17 protein-coding genes and 2 pseudogenes are annotated in these 19,212 nt (G+C 65.2%); 13 read left to right on the top strand and 6 right to left on the bottom strand.

The window, feature by feature from the left end:
* The first annotated feature begins 51 nt into the window (after positions 1-51).
* Positions 52-1,959: a molecular chaperone HtpG gene (gene htpG / locus ACQ4N9_RS16145; RefSeq protein ID WP_390969713.1), complete on the top strand. Its 1,908-nt coding sequence runs from the start codon at positions 52-54 to the stop codon at positions 1,957-1,959.
* Between the two features lie 151 nt (positions 1,960-2,110).
* Positions 2,111-2,836 (top strand): dienelactone hydrolase family protein, encoded by a 726-nt coding sequence (locus tag ACQ4N9_RS16150; RefSeq protein ID WP_323828204.1) that lies wholly within the window; start codon positions 2,111-2,113, stop codon positions 2,834-2,836.
* Positions 2,837-2,948: 112 nt separating this feature from the next.
* On the opposite strand, the gene ACQ4N9_RS16155 is transcribed toward ACQ4N9_RS16150, so the two are convergent.
* Positions 2,949-3,812 (bottom strand): pirin family protein, encoded by an 864-nt coding sequence (locus ACQ4N9_RS16155; RefSeq protein ID WP_390969715.1) that lies wholly within the window; start codon positions 3,810-3,812, stop codon positions 2,949-2,951.
* A gap of 73 nt (positions 3,813-3,885) precedes the next feature.
* Between ACQ4N9_RS16155 and ACQ4N9_RS16160 the strand changes: the two are divergent.
* The 3 genes and pseudogenes from ACQ4N9_RS16160 to ACQ4N9_RS16170 all read left to right on the top strand — a co-directional run.
* A pseudogene (locus ACQ4N9_RS16160) lies at positions 3,886-4,176 on the top strand (amidohydrolase); the annotation flags it as partial.
* 93 nt (positions 4,177-4,269) lie between these two features.
* A pseudogene (locus ACQ4N9_RS16165) lies at positions 4,270-5,040 on the top strand (MCP four helix bundle domain-containing protein); the annotation flags it as partial.
* On the top strand, positions 5,032-5,895 hold the full coding sequence (locus tag ACQ4N9_RS16170; protein ID WP_390969810.1) for a methyl-accepting chemotaxis protein: 864 nt from the start codon (positions 5,032-5,034) through the stop codon (positions 5,893-5,895). The pseudogene ACQ4N9_RS16165 and the gene ACQ4N9_RS16170, both read left to right, overlap by 9 nt.
* 192 nt (positions 5,896-6,087) lie before the next feature.
* Here ACQ4N9_RS16170 and fabB read toward each other — a convergent pair whose 3' ends face one another.
* The 5 genes from fabB to ACQ4N9_RS16195 form a co-directional block, all read right to left on the bottom strand.
* On the bottom strand, positions 6,088-7,305 hold the full coding sequence (gene fabB / locus ACQ4N9_RS16175; RefSeq protein WP_110993978.1) for a beta-ketoacyl-ACP synthase I: 1,218 nt from the start codon (positions 7,303-7,305) through the stop codon (positions 6,088-6,090).
* 11 nt (positions 7,306-7,316) lie between these two features.
* Positions 7,317-7,832, bottom strand: coding sequence for a 3-hydroxyacyl-[acyl-carrier-protein] dehydratase FabA (gene fabA / locus ACQ4N9_RS16180; RefSeq protein WP_110993977.1), 516 nt, complete (start codon positions 7,830-7,832; stop codon positions 7,317-7,319).
* 206 nt (positions 7,833-8,038) lie between these two features.
* Positions 8,039-9,967, bottom strand: a complete 1,929-nt coding sequence (locus tag ACQ4N9_RS16185; protein ID WP_390969717.1) for an ATP-binding protein — start codon at positions 9,965-9,967, stop codon at positions 8,039-8,041.
* Positions 9,964-10,854 (bottom strand): ABC transporter substrate-binding protein, encoded by an 891-nt coding sequence (locus tag ACQ4N9_RS16190; RefSeq protein ID WP_125464877.1) that lies wholly within the window; start codon positions 10,852-10,854, stop codon positions 9,964-9,966. Before ACQ4N9_RS16190 ends, ACQ4N9_RS16185 begins: the two co-directional genes overlap by 4 nt.
* Positions 10,854-13,001, bottom strand: a complete 2,148-nt coding sequence (locus tag ACQ4N9_RS16195) for a TonB-dependent receptor plug domain-containing protein (protein ID WP_390969719.1) — start codon at positions 12,999-13,001, stop codon at positions 10,854-10,856. The genes ACQ4N9_RS16190 and ACQ4N9_RS16195 overlap by 1 nt, the downstream gene beginning before the upstream one ends.
* 156 nt (positions 13,002-13,157) lie before the next feature.
* On the opposite strand from ACQ4N9_RS16195, the gene ACQ4N9_RS16200 reads away from it, so the two are divergent.
* From ACQ4N9_RS16200 to ACQ4N9_RS16235, 8 genes are all read left to right on the top strand, one after another.
* Complete coding sequence (locus ACQ4N9_RS16200) at positions 13,158-14,183, top strand: NAD(P)H-dependent glycerol-3-phosphate dehydrogenase (protein WP_390969721.1); 1,026 nt, start codon at positions 13,158-13,160, stop codon at positions 14,181-14,183.
* A 15-nt stretch (positions 14,184-14,198) separates the two neighbouring features.
* On the top strand, positions 14,199-14,546 hold the full coding sequence (locus tag ACQ4N9_RS16205; RefSeq protein ID WP_110993972.1) for a DUF4389 domain-containing protein: 348 nt from the start codon (positions 14,199-14,201) through the stop codon (positions 14,544-14,546).
* The gene (gene sixA, locus ACQ4N9_RS16210; protein ID WP_390969723.1) at positions 14,543-15,001 is read left to right on the top strand and encodes a phosphohistidine phosphatase SixA; all 459 of its coding nucleotides are present in this window, start codon (positions 14,543-14,545) and stop codon (positions 14,999-15,001) included. The genes ACQ4N9_RS16205 and sixA overlap by 4 nt, the downstream gene beginning before the upstream one ends.
* Positions 15,002-15,099: 98 nt before the next feature.
* Positions 15,100-15,483, top strand: coding sequence for a hypothetical protein (locus tag ACQ4N9_RS16215; RefSeq protein ID WP_125464872.1), 384 nt, complete (start codon positions 15,100-15,102; stop codon positions 15,481-15,483).
* A 98-nt stretch (positions 15,484-15,581) separates the two neighbouring features.
* On the top strand, positions 15,582-16,370 hold the full coding sequence (locus ACQ4N9_RS16220; RefSeq protein WP_390969725.1) for an alpha/beta fold hydrolase: 789 nt from the start codon (positions 15,582-15,584) through the stop codon (positions 16,368-16,370).
* On the top strand, positions 16,367-17,221 hold the full coding sequence (locus ACQ4N9_RS16225) for an alpha/beta hydrolase (RefSeq protein WP_390969727.1): 855 nt from the start codon (positions 16,367-16,369) through the stop codon (positions 17,219-17,221). The genes ACQ4N9_RS16220 and ACQ4N9_RS16225 overlap by 4 nt, the downstream gene beginning before the upstream one ends.
* A 102-nt stretch (positions 17,222-17,323) precedes the next feature.
* The gene (locus ACQ4N9_RS16230) at positions 17,324-18,118 is read left to right on the top strand and encodes a DUF4892 domain-containing protein (protein ID WP_390969729.1); all 795 of its coding nucleotides are present in this window, start codon (positions 17,324-17,326) and stop codon (positions 18,116-18,118) included.
* Between the two features lie 11 nt (positions 18,119-18,129).
* Positions 18,130-19,182 (top strand): AI-2E family transporter, encoded by a 1,053-nt coding sequence (locus tag ACQ4N9_RS16235; RefSeq protein ID WP_125859449.1) that lies wholly within the window; start codon positions 18,130-18,132, stop codon positions 19,180-19,182.
* The last annotated feature ends 30 nt before the right edge of the window (positions 19,183-19,212 follow it).

Raw genomic sequence — 19,212 nt, forward strand, 5'->3', positions numbered from 1 at the left:
GCCCACGGGGTCGCCAGGCGTCACCTACCAACAGATTGGAGTTTGAAGACGATGAGTGTGGAGACTCAAAAAGAAACCCTGGGCTTCCAGACCGAGGTCAAGCAACTGCTGCACCTCATGATTCATTCCCTGTATTCGAACAAGGAAATCTTCCTCCGCGAGCTGATTTCCAACGCCTCCGACGCTGCCGACAAGCTGCGCTTCGAAGCCCTGGCCAAGCCTGAACTGCTCGAGGGCGACGCCGACCTGAAGATTCGCGTGAGCTTCGACAAGGCCGCCAACACCGTGACCCTCGAGGACAACGGTATCGGCATGAGCCGCGAAGACGTCATCGCGCACCTGGGTACCATTGCCAAGTCCGGCACCGCCGACTTCATGAAGAACCTCACCGGTGACCAGAAGAAAGATTCGCACCTGATCGGCCAGTTCGGCGTGGGCTTCTACTCGGCATTCATCGTCGCCGACAAAGTCGACGTGTTCAGCCGCCGCGCCGGCCTGCCGGCCGCCGAAGGCGTGCACTGGTCGTCCAAGGGCGAGGGCGAGTTCGAAGTTGCCACTGTCGACAAGCCGCAGCGCGGCACCCGCATCGTTCTGCACCTGAAAAGTGGTGAAGACGAGTTCGCCGATGGCTGGCGCCTGCGCAACATCGTCAAGAAGTACTCCGACCATATCGCCCTGCCGATCGAGCTGCCCAAGGAGCAGGCCGAAGCCGCCGAGGGTGAAGAGCAACCGGCGCAGGAGTGGGAAACCGTCAACCGCGCCAGCGCCCTGTGGACCCGTTCGCGCACCGATGTGAAGGACGAGGAATACCAGGAGTTCTACAAGCACATCGGCCATGACTTCGAGAACCCGCTGGCCTGGAGCCACAACAAGGTCGAAGGCAAGCTCGAGTACAGCTCGCTGCTGTACGTGCCGGCCCGCGCGCCGTTCGACCTGTACCAGCGCGAAGCGCCACGCGGCCTGAAGCTCTATGTGCAGCGCGTGTTCATCATGGACCAGGCCGAATCGTTCCTGCCGCTGTACCTGCGTTTCATCAAAGGCGTGGTCGATTCCAACGACCTGTCGCTGAACGTCTCCCGCGAGATCCTGCAGAAGGATCCGATCATCGATTCGATGAAAACCGCGCTGACCAAGCGCGTGCTGGACATGCTGGAGAAGCTGGCCAAGAACGAACCCGAGCAGTACAAGGGCTTCTGGAAGAACTTCGGCCAGGTGCTGAAGGAAGGCCCGGCCGAAGACTTCGCCAACAAAGAGAAGATCGCCGGCCTGCTGCGCTTTGCCTCGACCCACGATGACAGTGGCGAGCAGAGCGTCGCCCTGGCTGACTACCTGGCTCGCGCCAAGGAAGGCCAGGACAAGATCTACTTCCTCACCGGCGAATCCTACGCCCAGGTGAAGAACAGCCCGCACCTGGAAGTCTTCCGCAAGAAAGGCATCGAAGTGCTGCTGCTCACCGACCGCATCGACGAGTGGCTGATGAGCTACCTCAGCGATTTCGATGGCAAGGCCTTCGTCGATGTCGCCCGTGGCGACCTGGACCTGGGCAAGCTGGACTCCGAAGAGGACAAGAAAGCCCAGGAAGAAGTGGCCAAGGACAAGGAAGGCCTGGTCGAGCGCCTCAAGGGCGCGCTGGGTGACAGCGTTGCCGAAGTGCGCGTTTCGCACCGCCTGACCGACTCGCCGGCGATCCTCGCCATCGGCGAGCAGGACCTGGGCCTGCAGATGCGCCAGATCCTCGAAGCCAGCGGGCAGAAGGTACCGGATTCCAAGCCGATCTTCGAGTTCAACCCAAGCCACCCGCTGATCGAGAAGCTCGATGGCGAGCAGAGCGAAGACCGCTTCGCCGAGCTGTCGCACATCCTGTTCGACCAGGCGGCACTGGCGGCCGGTGACAGCCTGAAGGACCCGGCGGCTTATGTCCGTCGCCTCAACAAGCTACTGGTCGAGCTGTCTGCTTGAGTTGATGCACAGAAAAGCCCGCTTCGGCGGGCTTTTTTATTCATGCCTAAATGCCCAACCGTGGGAGCGGCGGTGCGCCGATGCGACTTGCCCCGCGAAAAGAGTGAAAGAGTCTAGAATTCGCACAACCGTGAATGCCAAGGAGTGTTGAATGAGCAAGGTCATCGTCGAGTCGCTGGTTTATCACCTGTCCGGCAAAACCTATGAAAGCCGCCTGGTCTATGCTCCCGGCGCACTGCCGCAGCCGGGCCTGGTGATGGCGCCGAACTGGATGGGGATTGGCGAAGGTGCCGAGCGCATCGCCAAGGAAGTGGCGGAGCAGGGCTATGTGGTGTTGATTGCCGACCTTTACGGGCAATCGGTGCGGCCGTCCAATGCCGATGAGGCTGGGGCGGCGATGATGCCGCTGAAGAACGATCGCGCCGAGCTGCGCAAACGCATGCAGGAAGCCCTGGCGCAGTTGCTGGGCCAGTCCAAGGCCCTGCTGGAACCGGGCAAAGTGGCTACCTTCGGCTTCTGCTTCGGCGGTTGCTGCGCCTTGGAACTGGCGCGTACCGGTGCCGATCTGAAGGCGGCCGTGTCGTTCCACGGCACGCTGGATACGCCGAACCCGGCAGACGCCAAGCGCATCAAAGGCGCTGTGCTGGTGCTGCACGGTGCATCCGACCCACTGGTGCCGAAAGAACAGTTGCCGGCCTTCGAAGACGAGATGAATGCCGCCAAGGTCGACTGGCAGTTGCTCAGCTACGGCGGTGCGGTGCACTCGTTCACCGACCCGAATGCCAATGTGCCGGGCAAGATGCAGTACGACCGACGCACGTCGGAGCGGGCATTCCGCTCGATGCATAACCTGCTCAGCGAAGTGTTCCGCGGTTGAATGTAAAAGGGGCTGCTGCGCAGCCCTTCGCGGGTAAACCCGCTCCCACAGGGATCTCGTGACCTTCAGTGGGAGCGGGTTTACCCGCGAAGGGCCGCAAAGCGGCCCCGCATCAACGCGGCAATTCGATCCGTCCGTTTTCCCCAGGCACCACCGGCCAATCTCCCGCCGCCCAACGCGCTCGCGCTTGCTCGATCAACTCCGGGTCACTGGCCACGAAATTCCAGTTCATCCGCCGCGGCCCATCCAGCGGTTCGCCGCCAATCAGCACCAACTGGCATTCTTCCTCGGCATACAGCGTCACCTCTTCCCCTTCCTGCAGCACGATCATGCTGCAGACCTCGACCTGCTCGTCGTTCATGAACAGCTCACCGTCCAGCAGATACAGTGCCCGCTGCGCATGTTCGTCGGGCACCACCAGCGTCGTGGCCGATTGCATGTGCACGTGGGCATACAGGGTAGGGGAGAGCACCGGCACTGGCGACTCCAGGCAAAAACCATTTCCGGCGATCATGCGGATCTGCACCCCAAGGCTGTCACTGACTGGCAGGCTCGCCGCCGGATGATGGCTGTAGCTCGGCATGCCCTGCTCGTGCTCGCGGGGCGACGCCAGCCACACCTGCAGCCCGTGTAGCCGTGAACCCTTGGCCAGCAGGTCGGCAGGTGTGCGCTCCACATGGGCCACGCCGCCTCGCGCCGTCATCCAGCTCACATCCCCTGGCCGCACACGCTGGTCCGAGCCCAGGCTGTCCTTGTGCTGAATTTCGCCTTCGAACAGGTAGGTAAGGGTCGACAGGCCGATATGCGGATGCTGGCGGATATCCATGCCGCTGCCCGGGGCGTAGTCGGTCTCGAGCATATGGTCGAAGAACACGAATGGCCCGACGCTGCGGCACTGGGCCGAGGGCAGCGGGCGCAGGATCGGCTGGCCCTCGACCGATTCAGCGCGGGGGCGGATGACCAAGGGGCTGCTCATGGGGATACTCCGGAGTGGGCAGGGGAACTGCCCCAAGCATAGCGGTTCGCGTGCTGGCACTGAACCGTCAAGGCGGCTGCTCGAGGATTACCCCAATCTTTACGTCGACCTGCCCTGGAGCGTGCTCGAACCTTTCTTGCTGGATGCCGAAGGCGTGCCTCGCCAAGCCTGGCTGCAGTTGGTAGAGCGCTTTCCTGGGCGGTTCATGCTTGGCTCTGACCTAGTGGGGCGCTTCCACAGCCTTGGCGAGCAGCTTCATGGCTTCAAGCCGTTTCTCGATGCCCTGCCGGTGGCGGTCGCGAACAAGCTGGCACGCGACAATTTCCTTGCCGTGCTACCCAAGGCGGCAAAGCAGGACAAGTAGCGTTTTGATATCGCGTTTTTGTCTTACGCAAATTTCGAGCCGCCCGATACCTTCTTTAAGCGACGGAACAATACCTTTGGGAGGGATCCTGAAATGAGCCTCAGACGCTTGAATATCGCCCCGCGCGCCGGGATCGGCTTCGGCATCATGGCCTTGCTGGTGGTGGCGCTGGGCAGTTTCGCCCTGCAACAGATGACGAACATGCGTCAGCAGGCCGAGCAGGTGGACGACAACTGGCTGCCCAGCATCATCTCGGTGGGCAGCATGAGCCAGGACATGCTGCGCATTCGCGCGCTCACCCTGCGCCTGCTGGTCAACACCGACAGCACGGCGCAGCAGCAGAACCGTGCCCGCATCGAGGAGATCAAGGCCGGCCTGAGCAAGGCCCAGCAGCGCTATGACGCGCTGATCGTGCTGCCGGAGGAGCGCACCCTGTTCGACCGCTACCTGGGCCTCGAAGGCCAGTACATGACCTTGCAGGGCCAGGTGGTGCAGTTGGCCAGCGATGGCCGTATCGAAGCGGCAGCGGCGCTGGTCAATGGCGAGATCAATCAGATCGCCGATCAGATGACGGCCAGCCTCAACGAATTGATCGCGCTGAACACTCACCATGCCGGGCTGGCCACCACCACGGCCGAGTCGGTCTACAGTGCCGCGCGGGTCTGGGTCATGGGGCTGCTGCTGGTGGCCCTGACCTTAACAGTGGTGCTGGCCATGGCTCTCACCCGCAGCATCGTGCGCCCCCTCGGGCAGTCGCTGAAAGTGGCCGAAACGGTCGCCACCGGCGACCTGACGCCGCAGATCGCCGTGCATGGCGATGACGAGCCGGCGCGCCTGCTGGCGGCGCTCAAAAGCATGCAGCAAAGCCTGCGCGAGACCATCGGGCGGATTTCCGACTCGGCCAGTCAGTTGGCATCGGCCTCCGAAGAGCTCAGCGCGGTGACCGAGGATGCCACCCGCGGCCTGCAGCAGCAGAGCCTGGAGATCGAACAGGCGGCCACGGCGGTCAACCAGATGACCGCGGCCGTGGAGGAGGTGGCGAGCAATGCCGTGGCCACCTCGGAAGCTTCTGCCGAATCCGACCGCATCGCCCGCCAGGGCCGCGCACAGGTGCAGGCCACGGTCACCGCTATTGAAGCGCTGGCCAGTGGCGTGGCCGGCAATGCCGAAGAGGTCGGCCAATTGGCCCAGCAGGTGCACGATATCAGCAAGGTGCTGGAGGTGATCGGTTCGATCGCCGAGCAGACCAACCTGCTGGCGCTCAACGCCGCCATCGAGGCGGCACGGGCCGGCGAGGCCGGTCGCGGGTTTGCCGTGGTGGCCGACGAAGTGCGGGCGTTGGCCCATCGCACCCAGGCTTCGACCCGCGAGATCGAGCAGATGATCGTGGCTATCCAGGGCGGTGCCGAGCGTGCCGTACAGGGCATGCAGCAAAGTGATGCGCGGGCCCGCTCGACCCTCGATGGCGCCCATGCCGCCGGTGCGGCGCTGGAAGCGATTGCCGGGGCCATCGGCCAGATCAACGAGCGCAACCTGGTGATCGCCAGTGCGTCGGAGCAGCAGGCCCAGGTGGCGCGGGAGGTGGACCGTAACCTGACCACCATTCGCGACCTGGCGCATCAGTCTTCAGCCGGCGCCGAGCAAACCTCGGCGGCGAGCCAGTCGCTATCGCGGCTGGCGGTGGACTTGAACACCCTGGTACAGCGGTTTTCGGTCTGACGGCTGTGTTTGCCTCATCGCCGGCAAGCCGGCTCCCACATTGATCGCGCCATCCTCAAGGCCTGTGTCATGCCTGTGGGAGCTGGCTTGCCAGCGATGAGGGCGGTGCCGTTATGATGCTAAATACCGCACTGCACAAACAAAAACGCCCGGACCTAAGGCCCGGGCGTTCTCGTTCAGCAGATCAAGCGATCACTTGCCTTCCCAGCGCTTGAGCACCAGGGTGGCATTGGTGCCGCCGAAGCCGAAGCTGTTGCTCATCACGGTGGTGAGCTTGGCGTCTTCGGTCTTGCGCACGATCGGCAGGTCGGCAACTTCCGGATCCAGCTCGTCGATGTTGGCGGAGCCGGCGATGAAGTCGTTCTCCATCATCAGCAGGCAGTAGATCGCCTCGTGCACGCCTGCGGCGCCCAGCGAGTGGCCGGACAGGCTCTTGGTCGAGCTGATCTTCGGAGCCTTGTCCTTGAACACTTCACGCACGCCCTTCATCTCGGCAACGTCGCCGACCGGGGTGGAGGTGCCGTGGGTGTTCAGGTAGTCGATCGGGGTGTCGACGGTGGACAGCGCCTGCTGCATGCAGCGGATCGCGCCTTCGCCGCTCGGGGCGACCATGTCGTAGCCGTCGGAGGTCGCGCCGTAGCCGACGATTTCGGCGTAGATCTTGGCGCCACGGGCCAGGGCGTGTTCCAGCTCCTCGACCACCACCATGCCGCCACCGCCAGCGATGACGAAGCCATCACGGTCGGCGTCGTAGGCGCGCGAGGCCAGCTCTGGGGTTTCGTTGCGCTTGGTCGACAGGGCGCCCATGGCATCGAACAGGAACGACTGGCTCCAGTGCTCTTCTTCACCGCCACCGGCGAAGACGATGTCCTGCTTGCCCCACTGGATCTGCTCCAGGGCGGTGCCGATGCAGTGTGCCGAAGTGGCGCAGGCCGACGAGATCGAGTAGTTGATGCCCTTGATCTTGAACGGGGTGGCCAGGCACGCCGACACGGTGCTGCCCATGGTGCGGGTGACACGGTATGGGCCAACGCGCTTGACGCCTTTCTCGCGCAGGGTGTCCAGGGCTTCCATCTGGTTCAGCGTGGAAGCGCCGCCGGAACCGGCAACCAGGCCGGTGCGCGGGTTCGACACTTGCTCTTCGGTCAGGCCCGCGTCCTTGATCGCATCCTGCATCGCCAGGTAGGCGTAGGCAGCGGCGTGCCCAACGAAGCGATACACCTTGCGGTCGATCAGCTCTTCGAGGTTCAGGTCGATGGAGCCGGAAACCTGGCTACGCAGCCCCATTTCCTTGTATTCCGGGTTGTAACGAATGCCCGGACGGCTGTTGCGCAGGTTTTCGGTGACGGTAGCTTTGTCATTGCCCAGGCACGAAACGATGCCCAGACCAGTGATAACGACGCGGCGCATGCGAATAACCCTTAGAAATTGTCAGTGGAGGTGAACACGCCGACTCGCAGGCCTTCGGCGGTGTAGATCTCGCGACCGTCGACGCTGACCGAGCCATCGGCGATGGCCATGTTCAGCTTGCCCTTCAGGACGCGCTTGATGTGAATGTTGTAGGTGACTTTCTTGGCGGTGGGTAGTACCTGGCCGAAGAATTTCACTTCGCCCGAACCCAGCGCACGGCCGCGGCCCGGCAGGCCCTGCCAGCCGAGGAAGAAGCCGACCAGCTGCCACATGGCGTCGAGGCCCAGGCAGCCTGGCATCACCGGGTCGCCTTCGAAGTGGCAGGCGAAGAACCACAGGTCCGGATTGATATCCAGCTCGGCGACCAATTCACCTTTGCCGAACTTGCCGCCTTCCTCGCTGATATGGGCGATGCGATCGACCATCAGCATGTTCGGGGCGGGCAGTTGCGCATTACCGGGGCCGAACAGCTCACCGCGACTGCAGCGCAGCAGGTCTTCCCGGGTAAAGGCGTTTTGTTTGGTCATGCGAGCTCCTCAATAACCCCCTGTGGCAGGGGATGAATCTTCCCGGCCGGCCCGAAGCGTTGTGCGTTCGAGGCGGCAGCCTACAGGTAGACTATTGCGTTGTGGTGAAAGTCACAGCGCACCTGGCAAAAGAAGTACAGGTGTGCACTGAAATGTTATTTTCCGGGCCTGCGAAGGTCCTGTCCAGTCTTTAAGACTGCCGCACTTTAGCATTTATCGCCAGTCGCAGCTGTCCGAGCGGGTAACCAGCGGTGCAGGATGCGTTGCAGCTCGGTGCGTTTGAATGGCTTGCTCAGGTAATCGTTCATGCCGGCGGCCAGGCAACGCTCGCGGTCCCCCTCCAGCACACTGGCGGTGAGGGCGATGATCGGCAGCCCGTCGCCCTGCGCCAGCAGGCGGATGCGCCGGGTGGCCTCGAAACCGTCCACCTGTGGCAGGCGGCAGTCCATCAGCACGGCGGCGAAGCGTTGCTGCTGCACCAGGTCGACCGCCTGGGCGCCATCCATCGCCAGGCTGACCTCGAAGCCGAGGCTGCGCAGCATGGCTTCGATGACGCTCTGGTTGACCGGATTGTCCTCCACCAACAGGATCCGCTCGCCATTGCCACCCAGCGCACCGGCAGCCGCCGCGCCCGCAGGCAGGGCCGCGGGGGCGTTGGCCAGGGCCAGCGGCATCTCCAGGGTGAAGGTCGAGCCCGCCCCTTCGCGGCTTTCGCCACGCAGATGGCCGCCCATGCGTTCGGCCAGGGTGCGGGCGATCGACAGGCCCAGCCCGGTACCGCCGTAGCGCCGGGAAATCGAGCTGTCGGCCTGCTGGAAGGCGACGAACATCATTTCCAGGCGGTTGCTGTCGATACCAATCCCCGTGTCGCGCACGGTGCAGGTCAGCCAGATCATCTGCTGATCGAGCACCTGCCAGCTCGCCTCTACCGCCACCTCGCCGCGTTCGGTGAACTTCAGCGCATTGCCGATCAAATTGAGCAGGACCTGGCGGATCCGGGTCGGGTCGCCGACCACCTGCAACAGCTCCATGCCCGGCGGCAACTGCAGGTGCAGCGCCAGGCCGCGCTGCTGGGCGCTGTGCTGGAACGACTGGACACTGCTGGCGACCAGCTCGCCAAGGTTGAAGTCGATGTGCTCCAGCTGCAGCGTGGTGCGTTCGATCCGCGAGAAATCGAGGATGTCGTTGATCACCTTGAGCAGGTGCCCGGTGGACTCGCTGGCCACTGCGGCGTATTCGGCCTGCTCGCTGGTCAACCGGGTGGTCTCCAGCAGTTGCAGCATGCCCAGCACACCGTTCATGGGGGTGCGCAGCTCATGGCTCATCATGGCCAGGAAGTCCGACTTGGCACGGTTGGCCTGCTCGGCCTCTTCACGGGCCTGGATCAGCTGGCTCATGGCCTGCTGCTGTTCATGGGCGGCCTGGTCCAGGGCGCTGGCCAGGTTGTTGATGTGCCGCGCCAGGTGGCCCAGTTCGCTGTCATCGACCACCGGCAACGGGGCATCGAAATCACCTTGCTGGATGGCCTTGACCGCATGGCCCATGTCGCTGATCGGCTTGGACAGGCTCATGGCCAGGCGCCGGGCCAGCAGGAAGGTGAACAGCAGCGCGAACAGGGCGAGGATGCCGGCCTTTATCACGATCTCCTGCTGGCGCTGGCTGAAGGCGTCGTCGGACATGCCCACGATCACCCGCCCCAGGTAGTCGTCGCCGATGCTCGGCAACTGCGGCTTGCCCAGCAGGAAGTCGTTGTCCAGGCGGATCTGCTGCAGGCGGATCGGCGCCTGGAACACTTCCACCCGTTGCGCCCGGCTGAGGCTTTCGTCCGGTTGCTCGACGTACACCAGGATGTGGTTGCGGCTGTCCTGCACCTCGAGGAAGCGTACGTGAGGGATGCTCAGGGTCGCGCGCATCAGGCTTTCGAGCACTTCATTGTTGCCGGAGATCACGCCGTACTCGGAGGCCGGCGCCAACTGGTTGGCGATCAATTGGCCGGTGTGGTTGAGCTCCTGGCGCAAGTCCTGGATACGCACGAAGGTGAAGAAACTGATCAGCAGCAAGGTCAGCAGCAGGGCAGGGCCGAGGCTGATCATCTGCGTGCGGGTGTGGATGTCCCAGCTCAGGCGTTTGCTCATGGGGTGGGTTCTCCTGCGGCCAACGCCAGCGCGGCGGCGTCCTGATCGATGGCTTCCAGGCCCAGGGCGCGCGCCACCTGCTGGTTGCCACTGACGGCGAAATGCTTGGGGTAAAGGCTGCGTGGCCAGCGTGCCGGGGGTTGCTCGAGCAGTTGGTCGAGCACTGCCAGCCAGTCGTCCTGGTCGCTGTAGGTGCTGGCCAGGGCACCGGCACGGACGAAGCCGACGTTCGGCCCGATCAGCGCCATCTGCCGGCCGTAACTGCTGAGCAGCACGTTCTTGGCCGATTTGGAGTTGTACAGCTCGGGGTCGTCGAGCCCCAGCAGCACATCGCTGTTGGCCAGCAGGTTCTGCAGCGGGCGGCTGTCGCGCAAATCGGGCCAGCCCTCTGCGACGATCTCCAGCCCCATGGGCTGGGCGGCCTGGCGCAGTTCATCGAGCAGGAAGCGGCTGTGCTCACCGTACAGCACGCCAATGCGCCGCGCCTGCGGCAACAGGTAGCGAGCCAGGCGCAATTGCCGGGCCAGTGGCGGGTCACTCCACAGCAGGCTGAGGTACGCCGGCCGCGACTTTCCCAAGCGTTGCTCGGCCTGCACCCGGCTGACCCTCAGGGCCAGCGCTGGCGGGCCAGCGGTTTCGCCCAGGCGCCATTCCAGCGCCGGGCCGTCCAGCAGCACCAGGCGCGTATCGCTTTTCAGCTGCTCCGGGCGCGGCAGTTCGCTCACGGTCTGGAAATGCACATGGTCGTGCGGGCGGCGCTGCGCCAGGGCGGCGACGAAGCTGCGGATGCCCGGCTGGTCGTCGGCACCCACCAACAGGATTTCGCTGGCCGACAGCGAACCCAGTGGCAGGATGCACAGCAGCAGCAAGCGCAGCAGCACGACCATCAGAACGCCAGCTCCGCGCTCACGCTCAGGCGGTGGCGGCTGTCGTAGCGGTTCTGGACGGCAGTAGTCGGTTCGTCATCCAGGCGCTGCTGCCACAGGGCCGCCAGCTCCAGGTCGCTGCCCTGCACCTTGAAGCGTTTGGCCAGGCGCAGGTCGACGCGCTCGTAGCGGTACTGGTTGAGCGCATCGTCACCGTAATAGAAGAGGGCGCTCGACCAGCCCAGGCCCCACTCGCGCAGCCAGCCGGCCGAGCCGCTGTTGCGGGCGCTCAGGCGCCGGTCAGCGGGGTTGCTGGCCCAGGCGTCGACGTAGGCGTAGGTGATGCGCAGGCGGTCGCGCTGGGTGGCGCGCCAGTCGAACTGCGCCTCGCTGCCGGTGAAGCGCGCCTTGTTGGCGTTGCTGGCGATGTACTGGTTGTTCTTCAGGGGCTCGCTGATCATCCCGGTGATCTCGTCGTAGAACAACTTCACGTCCATGCTCAGGTCGATGTCGCTGAAGTAGCCGTTGTAGCCCAGCTCGCGCGAGCGCATGCGCTCCTGGTCGAGGTTGCCCGGGCCGCGGGTCTTGACGAAGTACTCGCCGTCCTGCAGGCCGTAGCGGTTGGGGGACAGGCCCTTGACCGTGTAGCTCCAGTTGACGTTGTTCTCGAACATGTCGGGCGAGCGCACCGCTTCGGAGTACACCGCGCGCAAGCCGTGGCGTGGCGTGATCAGGTAGTTCACCGCCACGCGCGGGGTCAACGAGTTGCCGGACAGCTGGGCATTTTCGTACATCGCCCCGCCCTGGATGACCCAGTGTTCGTCGGCGCGCCACTCCAGCTGGCCGAACAGGCGCCAGGTCTGGTCGTCGAGGCTGCCGTTGAAGTAGGTCTGCGAGTCTGCGCGGTCGTAGCGGTAGTTCATGCCCGTGACCAGGCGCAGGCTCTCGTTCAGGCTCAGGGTGTCCTGGATCTCCAGGTCGTAGCGCGTTTCACGGGTGCTCTGGTCGACATCGCCGCACACCGTGTTGCGCCCGCCGGCATTCCATTGATCCTGCACTTGCTGTGTGAGCGAGCTGAGCAGCGGGTCGCTGGTGGTCGGCAGGTTGCCGGTAAAGAGATTGCGTGCAACACCTTCGGCAAAGTTCGGATTGAGTTGCCACAGCCGGGTCAGCTCCGGGCTGAAGGCAATGGATGCATCGCAGGCGCGCCACACCTGCTGACGGTCGAAGTGCTGCGCCGAACCCTGCACATACAGGCTGTGGTCGGGGTTGAAGTCGATGTTCCAGCGCAACGAGCCGGCATAGTCCTTGGCGTTGACGTCGGCATCGTTGCCCGCGGCGTATCTGCCGAATACTGGCTGGTAGGTATAGGGCCGCTGGTTGCTGCCCTCCTTGGCCGCCAGTTGCCATTCCAGGGTCTGGTCCGGCGCCAGGCTGTGGCTGGCATTGATATTGATGCGGTTGAGCCGGCGGCTGTCGCGGTAGTCGCGGCCGAATTGGTCCTTGTCGAAACCGTCGTCCTGCTGGCCCGACAGCGACAGGCGCAGGTCGCCGCCGTCCCAGCCGATGCCTTGGCTGGCGTAATAGTCGTTGATGCCGTCCTGACCACGGGTCAGCTTCATTCGCGTGCCGTGGCTGTCGGCGGGGTTGCGGGTGAGGATGTTGACCACCGCCATCAGCGCGTTGGCGCCATAGCTGACGGTGTTGGGGCCGCGGAACACTTCGATCCGCTCGATATCCTCGATGGCCACCGGGATGTCGCTCCAGTCCACCGTGGCCAGGCCTGCGCGGTACACCGAACGGCCGTCGATCAGCACCTGCATGCGCCGGGCATCGTTGACGTTGCTGCCGTGGTAGTTGACCGTTGGCTGGTTGCCGGCGCCATAGCCGATCATCATGCCCGGCACCAGGCGCAGCAGCTCGGGGATGTCCCGGGCGCCGCTGGCGTGGATCAGCTCGCTGTCGAGCACGGTCATGCTGCCCGGCACCGCGGCCGGGGATTGTTTCAGGCGTGTGGCGGTCAGAACCTGGGGCAGGTCCTGGCTGTCGGTGAACAGATCATCGGCCATGGCCGGGCCGCCGAGCAGGGCGGTCAGTATCAGCAGGCGCGGGTAAGGGGGCGTGCCAGGGAACACGGTACGGCCTTGTTTCAGAAATGAATCAGGCATGTTAACCGACCTTTCTCGAGCTGCAAGCTGCAAGTCTCTAGCTGCAAGCAAAAGCAGGCGACCATCGCGGTTTTCTTGTCGCTTGTAGCTTGACGCTTGCGGCTTGCCTTTATAATGCGCCAGTCGCCACTTATTTTATGGGTTAACGGATTGGATATGACTGAACAGCAACCTGTTGCAGTTCTTGGCGGTGGCAGCTTCGGCACCGCGGTGGCAAACCTGCTGGCGGAAAACGGCCACCCGGTGCGCCAATGGATGCGCGACCCGGCCCAGGCCGAGGCGATGCGCGTCAACCGCGAGAATCCGCGTTACCTCAAGGGCATTCGCCTGCATGACGGCGTCGAGCCGGTCAACGACCTGCTCGCCACCTTGCAGGCCAGCGACCTGATCTTCGTCGCGCTGCCGTCGAGCGCCCTGCGCAGCGTGCTGGCGCCCCACGCACAGCTGCTGCGCGGCAAAGGCCTGGTCAGCCTGACCAAGGGCATCGAGGCGCAGAGCTTCAAGCTGATGAGCCAGATCCTCGAAGAGATCGCCCCCCAGGCGCGCATCGGCGTGCTGTCGGGGCCGAACCTTGCCCGCGAGATCGCCGAGCATGCGCTGACCGCCACCGTGGTCGCCAGCGAAGATGAAGCGCTGTGCCAGCAGGTGCAGGCCGTGCTGCACGGCCGCACCTTCCGCGTCTATGCCAGCAACGATCGCTTCGGCGTCGAGCTGGGCGGCGCCCTGAAGAACGTCTACGCGATCATCGCCGGCATGGCGGTGGCACTGGGCATGGGCGAGAACACCAAGAGCATGCTGATCACTCGTGCCCTGGCCGAGATGACCCGTTTCGCCGTGAGCCAGGGTGCCAACCCCATGACCTTCCTTGGCCTGGCCGGGGTCGGCGACCTGATCGTCACCTGCTCCTCGCCCAAGAGCCGCAACTACCAGGTCGGCCACGCCCTGGGCCAGGGCCTGACCCTGGAGCAGGCAGTCAGCCGCCTGGGCGAGGTGGCCGAAGGGGTCAACACCATCAAGGTGCTCAAGGCCAAGGCCCAGGAAGTGCAGGTGTACATGCCCCTGGTGGCCGGCCTGCATGCGATCCTGTTCGAAGGCCGCACCCTCAACCAGGTGATCGAGCACCTGATGCGCGCCGAGCCCAAGACCGACATCGATTTCATTTCCACCAGCGGTTTCAACTGAACGAAGGAGCGACACATGAACGATACCCCGCAAAGCGCCGCGCGCGAGTCGATCATCCTGCGGGTGCTGTGGATGCTGGTGTTCCTGGTGGTCTGGCAGCTCGCCGAGCTGTTGCTGGGCGGCCTGGTCCTGGTGCAGCTGATCTACCGGCTGATCTACGGCGCGCCCAGCGCCAGCCTGATGAACTTTGGCGACAGCCTCAGCCAGTACCTGGCACAGATCGGCCGCTTCGGCAGCTTCCACAGCGACCAGAAACCCTGGCCGTTCGCCGACTGGCCAACGCCCCGCGCCCCTGAAGGCGAGGCCGCCCACGCCGTGGCCCCGGCCCCGCACCCGGTGCGTGACGAGGAGCCCAAGCTGTGAAGCTGTGGGTGCTGCGCCACGGCGAGGCCCAGCCGCGCGCCAACACCGACGCCGAACGGCCCCTCACCGCCCACGGCCGCGAGCAGGTGCTGCGCAGCGCCGCGCACCTGCTGGGCCAGCCGCTGCAGGCGATCATCGCCAGCCCTTACGTGCGCGCCCAGCAAACCGCAGCGCTGGTGCACGATGCCCTGGGCTTCGCTGAGCCCGTGCGCACCGTGCCCTGGCTGACCCCCGAGAGCAATGTGCAACAGGTGATCGGCGAGCTCGAGCGCCTGGGGCTGGAGCATGTGCTGCTGGTCAGCCATCAGCCACTGGTGGGGTCGCTGGTGGGCATGCTGGAGCATGGCCATGCTCAGCAACCGGCGCCCTTGAGCACCGCCAGCCTGGCCACGCTGGAAGGCGACTGGCCGCTGGCCGGGCTGATGATCCTGCGCGGCCTTCATCATTCGGCGTGAAGGCGGCAACTGGTATTTTTACCAGTTGTCGCGCCGCCGAGGCGCTTGCTAGCGTCGGCAACAGCAAGTGAATGTGCGCCAGGCCCAGGGAGTGTCGAATGAATAGCCGGAGGCTGGCGTTGGTAGGTTCGGTTGACCTGCAACCAACGCTGGAAAAAGTGCAGAAGGATGACGTGCTGGAATTTGCCGAGTACAGCATGTTGCGAGAGTCGGCCGACGCCAAGCTCTACCAGTTGATGAACAAGGTCCGTGCCGGGCAAGGCCTGGCCCCCGCCACGCTGTTCGACGGTGAAGAAGACTTGCGGCGCCTGCAGGAAGCCAGCATGCGCATGGCCCATCTGTTGCAAACCAGCTGCCTGGCCTTGCGCAGGCTTGGCCTGGAACAGCAGGACAAACACCTGGCCCGTGAGGCGCTGGAGTATCAGCTGGCCTACATGCAGGCCTGCCTGCGGCGCTCGATGGCCAGCTTCGGCGAGTTCTGAATGACCTGATCGCCCTTGGCGATGACCTTTCCGGACGTTGCCGCCACCCACCGGCTTGCCGACAATGGGCCATCCTTCCCCGTGCAGAGCAGGCGGCCATGTCGCAGCAGATCTTCTTCGCCCACGCCAATGGCTTCCCCTCGGCCACCTACGGCAAGCTGTTCGCCGCCCTGGCGCCGGATTACCAGGTGCGCCACCTGGCCCAGCATGCCCACGACCCGCGCTTCCCGGTGAACGACAACTGGCAAAGCCTGGTGGACGAGCTGCTGCATCACCTCGAACAGCAGGACGCCCCGGTGTGGGGTGTCGGCCATTCGCTGGGTGGTGTGCTGCACCTGCACGCGGCGCTGCGCCGCCCGGAGCTCTACCGTGGCGTGGTGATGCTCGACTCGCCGGTGCTGACCCGGGTCGATGAATGGCTGATCCAGGCGGCCAAGCGCCTGGGTTTCATCGACCGCATCACCCCGGCCGGGCGCACCTTGGGCCGGCGTGAGGCATTCAGCGACCGCGACAGCGCGCGCAGTTACTTCGCCGGCAAGAGCCTGTTCCGCCACTTCGACCCGGAATGCCTGGAGGCCTATCTGGAGCATGGGCTGGAGCGCGCGCAAGACGGGCTGCGCCTGCGTTTCGACCCGGCCACCGAGATCAGCATCTACCGCAGCATCCCGCATGCCAGCCCGCTGCCGCCGCGCCAGTTGCAAGTGCCGCTGGCCGTGGTGCGCGGCGCCCAGAGCCGGGTGATCCGCCGGCACCATGCGCTGGGCGTGCGGGGCATGGCCCGGGGCGAATATCACAGCCTGCCGGGCGGGCACATGTTCCCGCTGGAGCGCCCCCTCGACACCGCCAGCCTGATCAAAGGCCTGTTCGACCGCTGGGGCCAGGCATGAGCGCCCAGGTTGAAGAAGTTCGCCTGACCCTGGGCCATATCGAACTGGCCGCCCACCTGTTCGGTCCCGACGACGGCCTGCCGGTGATCGCCCTGCACGGCTGGCTGGACAACGCCAACAGCTTCGTCCGCCTGGCGCCCCAGCTCGAAGGGCTGCGTATCGTCGCCCTCGATCTGGCCGGGCACGGCTATTCGCAGCACCGCCCGGTCGGGGCTGGTTACGCCCTGGCCGATTACGCCCACGACGTGCTGCGGGTCGCCGAGCAACTGGGCTGGCAGCGCTTCGGCCTGCTCGGCCATTCGCTGGGGGCGATCATTTCGGTGCAACTGGCCGGCGCCTTGCCCGAGCGGGTCAGCCACCTGGCGCTGATCGACGGGGTGATCCCGCCCACCGTGACCGAACAGGATGCCGCCGAGCGCCTGGGGATGGCGCTGCAGGCCCAGCTGCGCCTGGACGGCAAGCGCAAGACGGTCTACGCAACTTTGGAGGAGGGGGTCGAGGCGCGCATGAAAGGCATGGTCGCGGTCAGCCGTGAAGCGGCCGAACTGCTGGCCCAGCGCGGCCTGATGCCGGTACCCGGCGGTTACAGCTGGCGCAGCGACAGCCGCCTCACGTTGCCGTCGCCCACCCGCCTGAACCAGGCCCAGGCCATGGCCTTCGTCAAGCGCGTGGCCTGCCCGGCCTGCCTGGTGGTGGCGGCCGACGGCATGCTGGCGCGCCACACGGAGCTGCTGGAGCAGCTACCCTTCGAGCAGATCACGCTGCCGGGTGGCCATCACCTGCACTTGAACGATGAGCAGGGTGCAGCCCTTGTTGCAGACTGTTTCAATCGCTTCTTTGGCATTCCTTGACTTGCACCGGGCAAGTGTCGAGGCTTGGCGGGTTGAAAGGGAGACAACCATGTACATGCCAGACACTCACGTATTCCAAACCCGCGGCCACGAGGGCTGCCGATGAGCGTACCCGTTTACGCCCGCAGCGCCATCGCTGCCTGCCTCGCCTTCGCCAGCCCCTTGCTGTGGGCCGGTGAGCTGCCCGTTCCGGTTGACGCCAAAGTGGTCGATCAACGCCCCGCGGTGGAGCAGGAGCGGGTCTACCCGATGGGGCCGCTGCGCAAGATCAGCGGCCGCCTGCGGGTCGATGACAAGGTCGAAAGCCGTGGCCAGGTCAGCTCGGTCACCTATGAACTGCCGCTGGAACGCAGCGCCCGCGAGGCGTTCACCAGCGCCCGCGAAGCCCTGCAAAAAGACGGCGGTTACCCGTTGTTCTGGTGCCAGGGCCGCGACTGCGGCGAAGCCAGCCTGTGGGCCAACGACGTGTTCGCCAACGCCCGCCTCAATGGCGGCGACGAGCAGCAGGCGTTCATCCTGTTGCGCCGCTCGGCCGAGGAGGCCGACACCCTGGTCGCGCTTTACAGCGTCACCCGCGGCAACCGCCGCGCCTACCTGCATGTGGAAGAGTTCGTCGCCGGCAGCCCGTTGGGGGAAATCCTGCCCACGGCCGCCACCGTCCTGCGCGAACTGCGCGACACCGGCAAGCTCGACTACCCCGACCTGGCCGAGCCCCAGGCCACTTGGGTGGCGCTGCTGGCGCGCAGCCTGAACCTGGACAGCACCCTGCGCGCCAGCCTCAGTGGCAAGGGCGCCGAGGCCTGGCGCGAGCAGTTGACCAAGGCCGGCGTGCGCAGCGGCCGGCTCGAAGTCGGCGACGCACCCACCGATGGCCTGCACCTGGAGCTGATCCGTTGAGTGAGCGCCCCATGCCCAACACCGACCGCCTGCTGGTGCAGATCCTGCTGCTGGCGCTGCTCGGCGCCGCACTCTGGGTGATGGCGCCGTTCATCTCGGCACTGCTGTGGGGCGCCATCCTGGCCTTCGCCAGCTGGCCGTTGATGCGTTTGCTCACGCGTGTGCTGGGCGGGCGGGAAACCCTGGCCGCCAGCTTGCTGACCACGGCCTGGATCCTGATCGTGGCCTTGCCACTGGTGTGGCTGGGCTTCAACCTGGCCGACCATATCCGCGATGCCACCGCCTTCGTGCGCGACGTGCAGGTCGAAGGCCTGCCCGATGCGCCCGCCTGGGTGGCGGGTATTCCGTTGGTGGGTGCGCGCCTGGTCGGCTGGTGGGAGTCGTTCGACCAGCAAGGTGCGGCGCTGCTGGCCTCGGCCAAACCTTACCTCGGCCAGGTCGGCAACTGGTTGCTGGCGCGCAGCGCGCAGATCGGCAGCGGGGTGCTGGAGCTGACCCTGAGCCTGGTGTTCGTGTTCTTCTTCTACCGCGACGGGCCGCGCCTGGCGGCGTTCGTGCTCCGCCTGCTGCAACGGCTGGTGGGCGAGCGCGCCGAGTACTACGTCGAACTGGTGGCCGGTACCGTGCAACGGGTGGTCAACGGGGTGATCGGCACGGCGGCGGCGCAAGCCCTGCTGGCACTGATCGGCTTCCTGATTGCCGGCGTGCCGGGGGCAGTGGTGCTGGGCCTGGTGACTTTCATGCTCAGCCTGATCCCCATGGGCCCGCCGCTGGCGTGGATCCCCGCCACCGCCTGGCTGGTGTCGAAGGGCGATTACGGTATGGCGGTGTTCCTCGGGGTGTGGGGCACCTTCGTCATCAGTGGCGTGGACAACGTGCTCAAGCCCTACCTGATCAGCCGCGGCGGCAACCTGCCATTGGTGATCGTGCTGCTCGGGGTGTTCGGCGGTTTGCTCGCCTTTGGCTTTATCGGCTTGTTCATCGGGCCGACGCTGTTGGCGGTGGGGTACAGCCTGCTGCTGGACTGGAGCCGCCACTCTGCGCAGAACACTTCGCAGCACTAGCGCCCATCGCGGGGGAAAGCCACTCCCCCA

Source organism: Pseudomonas sp. ES1, assembly GCF_050586605.1.
GTDB lineage: Bacteria > Pseudomonadota > Gammaproteobacteria > Pseudomonadales > Pseudomonadaceae > Aquipseudomonas > Aquipseudomonas sichuanensis.